This is a genomic window from Thalassobacter sp., from assembly GCF_982993085.1.
In genome coordinates, this window is sequence record NZ_CEZFMW010000136.1 from 1 (window position 1) to 8,709 (window position 8,709).

Annotated in this window: 8 protein-coding genes; 2 read left to right on the top strand and 6 right to left on the bottom strand. The window is 59.2% G+C overall.

The features are described from left to right. Positions 1 to 739: 739 nt before the first annotated feature. The 6 genes from AC4GMC_RS15960 to AC4GMC_RS15985 all read right to left on the bottom strand — a co-directional run bounded on the left by AC4GMC_RS15960 (position 740) and on the right by AC4GMC_RS15985 (position 4,761). Positions 740 to 1,081, bottom strand: coding sequence for a hypothetical protein (locus tag AC4GMC_RS15960; protein WP_487877896.1), 342 nt, complete (start codon positions 1,079 to 1,081; stop codon positions 740 to 742). 340 nt (positions 1,082 to 1,421) lie between these two features. Next, positions 1,422 to 2,075 carry a YqiA/YcfP family alpha/beta fold hydrolase gene (locus tag AC4GMC_RS15965; protein WP_487877897.1) on the bottom strand — a complete coding sequence of 218 codons (654 nt, stop codon included), beginning with the start codon at positions 2,073 to 2,075 and terminating at the stop codon, positions 1,422 to 1,424. Beyond that, positions 2,065 to 2,709, bottom strand: coding sequence for a hypothetical protein (locus AC4GMC_RS15970; RefSeq protein WP_487877898.1), 645 nt, complete (start codon positions 2,707 to 2,709; stop codon positions 2,065 to 2,067). The genes AC4GMC_RS15965 and AC4GMC_RS15970 overlap by 11 nt, the downstream gene beginning before the upstream one ends. 3 nt (positions 2,710 to 2,712) lie before the next feature. After that, on the bottom strand, positions 2,713 to 2,910 hold the full coding sequence (locus AC4GMC_RS15975; RefSeq protein WP_487877899.1) for a hypothetical protein: 198 nt from the start codon (positions 2,908 to 2,910) through the stop codon (positions 2,713 to 2,715). Then, entirely contained in the window at positions 2,904 to 3,131 is a 228-nt protein-coding gene (locus AC4GMC_RS15980; protein ID WP_487877900.1) for a hypothetical protein, read from the bottom strand. Before AC4GMC_RS15980 ends, AC4GMC_RS15975 begins: the two co-directional genes overlap by 7 nt. Positions 3,132 to 3,192: 61 nt before the next feature. Continuing rightward, on the bottom strand, positions 3,193 to 4,761 hold the full coding sequence (locus AC4GMC_RS15985) for an ADP-ribosylglycohydrolase family protein (protein WP_487879266.1): 1,569 nt from the start codon (positions 4,759 to 4,761) through the stop codon (positions 3,193 to 3,195). A gap of 249 nt (positions 4,762 to 5,010) precedes the next feature. Between AC4GMC_RS15985 and AC4GMC_RS15990 the strand changes: the two genes are divergently transcribed. Both AC4GMC_RS15990 and AC4GMC_RS15995 read left to right on the top strand, forming a co-directional pair. Beyond that, positions 5,011 to 7,692, top strand: coding sequence for a PD-(D/E)XK nuclease family protein (locus AC4GMC_RS15990; RefSeq protein WP_487879265.1), 2,682 nt, complete (start codon positions 5,011 to 5,013; stop codon positions 7,690 to 7,692). Continuing rightward, the coding region (locus AC4GMC_RS15995) for a UvrD-helicase domain-containing protein (RefSeq protein WP_490391473.1) at positions 7,685 to 8,709 on the top strand (1,025 nt) is incomplete at its 3' end. The genes AC4GMC_RS15990 and AC4GMC_RS15995, both read left to right, overlap by 8 nt.

Genomic DNA, 8,709 nt, shown 5'->3' on the forward strand with positions numbered 1-8,709 from the left:
TCAGGCTCATAACCTGAAGGTCGTAGGTTCAAATCCTACTCCCGCAACCAAATTTAAGACATAAAATCAAATACTTAGACCCCGACTTGATCAGTCGGGCTTTAGGTGCTTCAGTTCTGGTCAACACCTGGTCAACATTTGGCGAGTCCCCTTAACGGCCTTCCTCATAATCGTACCCAAGTGGGTCACAGCACGACTCTTAGTGAGCGCTACAGCCGCTTTCTTTATCCTTTCTGATTAGTTATGGGACCACTAGCCCGGCAATGTCGCAGTTGACTTAAACTTGCAAACACGTAGCAGTCGTTGTGTGGAACTGCCTGCCCACTCAGCCCATTGGACATTGCAAGGCCCTTGTCCAGCCAAGGTGTTTTGACCTTCTTGCCGCGACGAACACCTCCAATGCTAATGTCGCGCAACACTGGTTCAACTGTGAATCATGCCAGATCAAACCTTCGCGTCGCTGGCATGCCACAGTTAGCGGACACCATAGACAGACCGACTATTGTCCTAGGCGCGCTTCAAATTAAGACGCACCTCGCCATCCCGCTTGGCACGATCTGACGCTTTGTCCGGATCATTATATCCCGAAATGCCGTGTGTGCAGGAGTGTTGACAGTCCGTCACAGGTATAGCGCAGAAAGGTGCCGAGAAGGGGGGCGATCCCAAGACCGTTCGGCGAGATCACCCCATATTAGTATTTAGTATCACTGATACTGCTGAATCGCGAGCTGTTATGGTGTCAGGCTGGTCGAATTTCTGCAGATACTGACCCGTCGTCTTCATGAAGCCAGGTTAGATTGAAATCCACTTCTTCGTCCTCATCTTCGGGATCTTCAGCGAAGCACTTACGAGCGAGGACACTGCAGCAATAAACCGCAGCATCGTATAGCTCTTCATCCGTTTCGCTTAAGTTACCGTCTTCGTAAGACTTAACGATAGTCACCAAATTTTCTGAGGATATTTCGTTGCCGTTTTCTTCTAAAACGCTGGCTAAGAGAAGTTTCTCGTTTGCGAAAACTTTGTTCTTAGGATCTTCGTGAAAGGTGGCAGCTATTTGCTCAATCTGCTCGTCTAGTTCCATTTAGTATTTATCCCATAGTACTTGATGATCTGGTTCTTCCGAAAATCCCCCTTTTAAATGGGAATAATGCGGAGAATTCAAACGGCTGTTTTTTATTTCTTAGCGGATGTGATGCCGCCATCACCCACGTTCGGGCATTCTCAACTATAAGTCCATAGCAAGACTTTGACTGGGCGCTGCAGGAGCTGCGCTGCATCTCAAGTTCACCCAGATCAGGCGCCCTCATGACGGTTCGGTTGGCGCGTGTGCTCTCTGTGATGGACGAATTCAGAAATAAGCCATGAGGGCTATGTCGTCTGACCCGCTGGTCCCAGCCTCACGGGCAAGTTGAGGATGCTCCTCAGGCTGGCGACCCGTGCGTGCCGCTTGGCGGTCTAAAGAACATCGAGCGGATCACGGCTGCCAGCTTGTGCATGTGATCAAACCGATGAGAGCCGCCCGGAAAGGTCACAACGGGCAAAGTATCCCCTACCACTTGCAGGGTTCCTTGCGGGTCGATGACTTTGTCGCCCATGTCGAGGGCAACGAGCCCTTGGCCATCCATTCGAAACGGGAGGGCTTTATAGGCCTCGACCGTCCCTTCTCGCAGGGTGAACCGCGTGCCGTAGTGTGTTGCGCCCTCGCCAATATGTTTTCGGAGCGAACGTGAAGGGGTAACAGCCGGGTTAATCGCCACATACGGAAAGCCAAGTTCCGTTCCGAGCCAGGCGGCAAAGAAGCCACCCATGCTTGTGCCAACGAACAGGTAGTTCCTGCGCGCTGACATGGCTTTCTGAAATGATGCAAAAATCTTATGTGGCGGGAGCGTGTAATCGACCGTGTTCCCGTCGACGATTGCTGCGGCACTCAACGCGCGCACCTTGTCGTTGTTGGCGTCGAAGTGTGACGCGAACCCGTGACAGTAGTAGATGCGATCAATGTGTGCGCTCTGCATGAGAGGCCGAATGCGATCTGCGATGTCGTGGTGACCGGTTTTGGCTCCGTCAATAACCATAGGCTTCCATCCACTCGTTCATCGCGTGGCGGTGCAGGGCTTGATATTCTGCTTCAGACCGGCCGGGCAGAAGGCGCCTGATTTGTCGGAAAAACTCAGGCTTGTTGTCCCCGGTGCGATTCACAGTGAAAAGCTCGCCCATGACGCGAAACGCGATGATTTGCGGATCTGCTCTGTCTTGCCCGTCATAGGTGAACTCATCGCCCGCAAGCATGTCGTCGATCCTTTGGTCTAGCCAAGAGGGGGTCTGCAACTGCTGCCGTGCTTGTTCTCGTCTGTGCTCGTTTTCCAATGCCTCGCGCGCTCGGTCTGAGATGATTTCCCGCAGCTCAGCTCCTTCACCCTGCCTCAGTTTTTCCATAACCCATGAATAAGTATCGTCGTTGCAAGCATCAGGGCCAACGCTGAACGGCGTGAACCCAACTTGCGCCCGCAGCGTGTTCGTCTTTTCCACATACTCAGCACTCATGGGATTTTTGCCACGTTGGCGATCTTTGGCTTCGGAGACGCTGTCGTACATATGGTCATACTCTTCAGGGAAGAGCGCGGCATGCAATTCTCGGCCCAGCTGCTGTCGAGCTTTGTCTTCGCCCTTTTGATATGCCGATGCCATTGGTTTTTCGTTCTTTTCCATTTCTCAATCCTTGTTTTTTGGTACGCCGATTTTCTGCAAAGGGGCTTGGGCTTTGTATAGCTGGCAATCGGTGATCGCCGAAATCAGGGGCATCGGCGGCCATGCGTCAATTCGGTGTTCCGGATGTGTGCAGCGGACACCCAGGCCGATACCAATGGCCCAGTGAAGATAGCGGCAACCTTTGCAGTCTGCGATCAGCATTTTTGATCTCCAGTGACGGGTACCTGCCGCAGTTCGAAGTGGTCGAAGCCGTTGGGGCCTTCCTGCTCCCGTGCCTTGTTGAGCGCGCGCAATGCCTTGTCGTAAGGCATGGGGTCAGACACGATCGCGGGTTCATCGAAGCTGTAGGTGTCTATGTACACTAGAACCCATTTTTTTGCTGCCCGCTCCTCTTCATAGCGCCGTTTGCGTCCTTTGCTCATGCGTGTTGGATCACTCCTCTATCAGTTGGAAAATTCACGTGCCGAGGGCATGGCTTGCCGCTCATGCCCCGGGGTAGGCCCGAGCCAGCTGCTCGGCGCCGTCATGCTCATGTTCGAGCCGTAGGTAATCGCGCACCAAGCGGGTGATGGCGTCCGCGCCCTCGATCACCGGTGCCCAGCGATGCTTAAGAGCAGCTAGGGGATCAATCAGCCCCATCATGTTGCCCGCGATTGCGCCGGTCGAGTCGCTGTCGCCGCTGTGCATTACGGCGATCTGAAGCGCGTCATCGAATGTCTTTCCAGCAAGGCAGGCGTAGAGCGCGATCGACAGCGCTTCTTCGGCGGTCCAACCCCCTCCGAGGCTTTCGACCGTCTCGGGGGATCTATCCCGCGGGGCATCGAGCGCCTTACGGATAGCGCGTGCGGTTTCGGAGCCGTTCTCGAGTTGCTCGTATTCCCCGGCCGTTGCAGCGGCGGCTTCGTCCAGCTTTGCCCCAGTCGCAACATCGGCCAGCATCTCGGCCCAGGCTGCGGCTGCCAACTGGCCGGTGGGATGTCCATGTGTCAGCGCAGAGGTATCGATTGCAATCGATCGCACCTGATCTCGCGGCACCATCAGAGCCACCGGGGCCACGCGCATGATTGTTCCGCAGCCCTTACTGTCGTTTTTTGCAAGCGCTCCGAGACTGCGCCCCTCACCGAGCGACGACAGGCAGGTCATTCCAGGTGCGCGACGTGCCCAGAGCCGCTGATCAGTGATCAAGCCTATGGTGTCTGTCTCAACGCGCGGCTTGCCGCCTTGGGTTCGATACCAGCGCAGAAGAGCATGGTGCACCACGGAGGGTGGGTGGCATATCCCCTTGAGCGAACCGCGAACATGGGCCCGAATGAGACCCTCGGCGGTAAACAGCGTCATCTGGGTGTCGTCGGTGATTGCGCCCCGCAGGCCCTGATGTGGTGGGAGATCCGAAATCCCCTCCGGGAATTTGCGCCGGATCGCATCAAGTGTCAGGAACTCGATTTCGGCACCCAGACTGTCGCCCAAGGCACCACCGAGAAGGCATGAATGGAGCCGTATGCCTGGCACACCATAGTGGCGGGCACGACGGGTCACCCAGCGTTCCTGTTCGTTGGTTTCAATCGCGCCCGGACGAACGGCACGCACATCGCTGATGGCCTGGGAGGCGGACCAACCGCGTTCCGTCAGCATCAAAGCGGCGATCGTGCCGGCGCGGCCGAGGCCACCGCGGCAATGCACGACAATGCGACCGCCGCGCTCCAATGTGCCATGCAACTGAGCAGAAAGGGCGGCCCACCTCTCCATGGCGTCGTCTGCGGGGGTGTCCAGATCCGGGACCGGAAAGTGGAACCAGTCGATACCCCGCGCCTTCACGGCCTCGCCGAGCTTGGGTACGCCCAGCATATCGAATTCGTGGTCCTCGATCAGGCTCAAGACGGTGTTGGCACCCCATCCCTTGATCGCGTCCATGTCGAGATCAAGGTCTCGATCCCACGCGGCGCCAAAGACACTGTCGCCTTTCTTGCCGGGACAAAACGTGATGCCCAGCCGTCCGTTTCCGAGGGGCAGGTCATCAATGCGCAGGGGGTGGGTGATACTCGTTCGAACCAATCGCGTCTCCTTCTCATCTCGATTCGTTTTGATACTAGATCATGAATGCGTCATTTCCGGACGTATCCTCCCGAGGCGTGGGTTGTATCTTGCGGCTATTCCGGAAAGACTTTGCCTGAGCAGGGCTTGAGGGACCACGTATCGTTTCGATTCGCTGAACAGTCTGAGGCCTGCGCTTGATCGCACCGTTTTGTTTCGGTCCGCTGCGATCAAACATGGGTCAATGCCGATAGCGGCGGGGAGGTACGGATGAATGGTCTTGAGCCGCTGGTAACGGTCCATGCCGGGACAGGCGCCTTTCGGGCAATCACATCCGACCTCTTGGCAGAAACCTATCTCGCTCCGCGCCCGCAGGCGATCGAACTGAATTCTGTTCTGGCGGATGGGTCGTTCCCGTGGTCCGCCAGCGTGGGTGTTGCACCGGTTGAAACTGCTGCCGCTGTTTCGGCAGCCTTGCGGAGCCTCGCCGTGGCAACCCGTGGTCTGAGCCCGGAGGAGGTTGACCTCGGCGCGCTAGACCACGATAGCCGCCTATACAAACACCTCGCAGCCCTTTGCGATTTGTGGCGTCAGGCCCCGGGCGCACTCCCGGAAGATCTGCAGGTCTGTGCCCATGTTCTGAACTGTGCGTCTGGCGATGCTCTTGAGCCGCTTCCCCTGGTGGCAGGTGAACCGTGTGGTTTCGCGACGCCAGTTGAGCGCCGCCTGCATACGCAATTGCTGGATCATCACGGGATCGCTGACGCAGCGTTTCAGAATGAATGGGCTGCGCGCCGCGCGCCGCTGATGACCGGCGCCGCAGAGGGCACAAGCTTGTGGCGTGCGCAACAAGGTTTGACTGGCGCATCCATCCCGTCAGGGCCGCTGGACGACAGTCTGGCACTCTTCGCCCTGCGCGATGAGGTGGAGGAAGCGGATTTTGCCGCTGCGCGAGCCCAGCGCTTGATCGACCAAGGCGTAGCGGCCCATGAGATCGGTCTGTTGGTGCCGGACGAGATCGGCTACGTCGCGCAGCTTCGTCGCGCCTTCGATGCCGCCGGTGTTCCGATTTCGAGCTTGCCGGTGCAGCCCGACCGCCGCGACATCGCTGGAGAAACGGTCCTTCAGCTCCTGCTGTGTTTTCAGGCACCCGCGCCAGCCATGGCGCTTGCCAGCCTCTATATCTCGCCTTTGATGCCATGGCCGTCAGAGACGGGGCTGCAGCTCTCGCGCGAGGTCATGCAGGGCCGGTTCGAACCCTATGCGGCGAGATCCCTGACCGGGCGTGCGCAGCGGTTCTACCAACTGGTGCGGAGCACTATTGCGCAGACACCAGATGGCATCCTGCAAGCTCTCGAGCAGGCCGCCCAGCTTTTGAGTGATGCGGCCGTGCAGCGCGAGGCCGTTGCTGCATTCCGCTCGAAGATTGGAACGATTCGGGCCGCGCTGTCTCAGAGCCGCTCTCTTGATTGGACTGCGCTCTACCGTACCGCGACACCCGCCATGCCGAAGCCGTCACCGTCGGAGGCTTTTGTCGAGGGCGTGAGCGTGTTCACGGAAGGGGCCATGCCGTGGCGTCCGGCGCGGCATCTCATTGCAATGGGCATGAGCGGCAATCGCTGGCCGCGTGCGGTTTCGGCGTCGCCGCTCTTTCTCGATGGCGAACTTCGGCTTCTGCGCGAAAAAACCGGGCTTCATATTGAAACGCGCGGGGACGTGCTGGCGCGGCGCCTTGAGAAGCTTCGCCGTCAGTTCCTGTGTGCCTCAGAATCCCTAACCCTTTTGCGCCCTGTCTTTGCACCGAATGGCAGCCGGCAGGCTCCCGCGGCAGCACTGTCGTTGGTGGCGCGCACCGTCGGGAATGGCGAAAAGGGCACGGAAGATGCCGAGGCGTTGATCCACGATCTGCGTGCTCTCCCGCGCGAGCGATGGCCGTTTTCGCATCGGGTTGTCGAGGCAGCCACAGATGCTCAGCCCAGCGCCGTGCCGGCAGATGGTGTCTTGCGCTTGGATCGCGATCTGCTTCGCCGCCGCCTTGCCGATGACGGACGGATGCGACCGCAGTCGCCCAGCCGGTTGGAAACGCTCATGGTCAGCCCGCTTGCCTGGAGTCTGTCCGAGTTCGGCGCGGAACCAGTGAGCTGGGCGCCTGATGGGCTGAACGTCATGGTTGCCGGCACCATCGCGCATGACGTGCTGGAGTTTCTGTTTCCCAAAGATGCGCCGTTGCCAGATCATAACCAGATCGAGGCCGCAGTGCCGGAGTTGCTCTCCTCGGCCATCCGGAAATATGCGCCGTTCCTACAGCGGTCGATCTGGGCCGTCGAACGTGAGGGGCTGATTCGGGATGTCCGAACGGCGGCCCATGCCTGGCGCAATACGCTTGAAGGCCTTGGTGCCCGCGTGATCGACAATGAGATCGGTCTTCAGGGCGAGGCACTCGGCATTTTGCTGCGCGGACGCGCGGACTGTCTTCTTCAACTGGAAGATGGCAGCCTGCTGGTCGTCGATCACAAGAAAAGCGGCACGCCCAAACGCCGCGCACGCCTTGAAGCAGGCTGGGATCTGCAGCTCGGCCTCTACCGAGAAATGCTCAAACGGCCCGAACGAACTGGCGAAGTCCTGGAGGCCGCCTTGGCAGGCAACCCCAGGATCGGGGTCGCCTACCACCTTATCAACGACCAAGGCGTTCTGCTCGAAGGGCTGGAGCCACCCGACGGCGTCGTCACCGTCGTGGAAGGCGGGATATCCGTGCAGGCCATGGATCTGCTAATCACACGGCTTGCTGAAGTGGGCTCAGGACAGATCCGCCTCAACAACGAAGATGACCGCAAGTTCTTTGAGAAAACGGCCAACCTCGCTCCTTATGCGCTGGATGCCTCGCCGCTTGTCGCGCGTTTTATGATGCCTGGGACGGAAGCGGATGACAGCATGGAGGACATTGATGACTGAGATGCTGACCATCGTTCCGGCCGGGGCGGGCTCGGGTAAGACCTTTCGGATCAAGTCTGACCTCACTGCCTGGGTCAAAGAAAACCTCGTCGCTCCAGACCGCATTCTGGCGGTGACCTTCACCGAAGCCGCTGCCGCAGAGCTGCGTGGCCGTATCCGTGCGAGCCTTTTGGCCGAGGGCTTGGTTGAGGCGGCGCTGGCCGTCGAACAGGCTTATGTCTCAACCATCCACGGCCTTGGGCTGCGCATCCTGTCGGAGCATGCGTTCGCTGCGGGCGCCTCTCCGCAGCCACGCGCACTGGCAGAGGCGGAGCGGGACCTCCTGATCCGCCAGGCCATGGCGCATGCGGAGTCGCTCGACGCCGTCAAAGCCGACCTACCGCGATTTGGGTATCGATCTAGCTTCTTTTCGAATGCTAGCCAGGAGGACAGTTTCCGCGGCCGGATTCTGACTACGATCGATCTGCTCCGGGGGCTTGGCGACAACGGCGACGATCCGCAATTGACGGACGCGGCGGTAGCGCGCCTGCGGGATCTCTATGGTCGGGTGGAGCCCGATGGGGCGCCCCTGGAGGCGCGGCTCCTTGCGGCGATCGACGCCCTGCTTACGGCATTCCCCAATGACCTCACCGCCCATGCAACCTCAGCAGCTGCGCGCACGGCTTTTGGAAAAGACTTCCGGAACATGAAGCGCGCCCAGCGCCCTGGGGAGTTGCGCCGGGATTGGGGGCTCTGGAAGAGCTTAAGCGAGTTGCGTCAGTCGAAGCGGGGGGCGCCGACCCCGGATGGCTATGATGCGCTTTCCGATGAGGTGATTGCGGCGGCCGCGGAGATCGCGGTCCACCCGGGGCCTTTGGAGGATGCCTGCGCGCATCTCACGGCGCTCATCCATGGCGCTCAAGAGGTGATGTCAAAATACGCCGACATGAAGCGGGAAGCGGGCGTCATCGATTATGCTGACATGATCTGCGATGCCGAGCGCCTTCTGCGGACGCGCCCTGAAATCCTCGAGGCGCT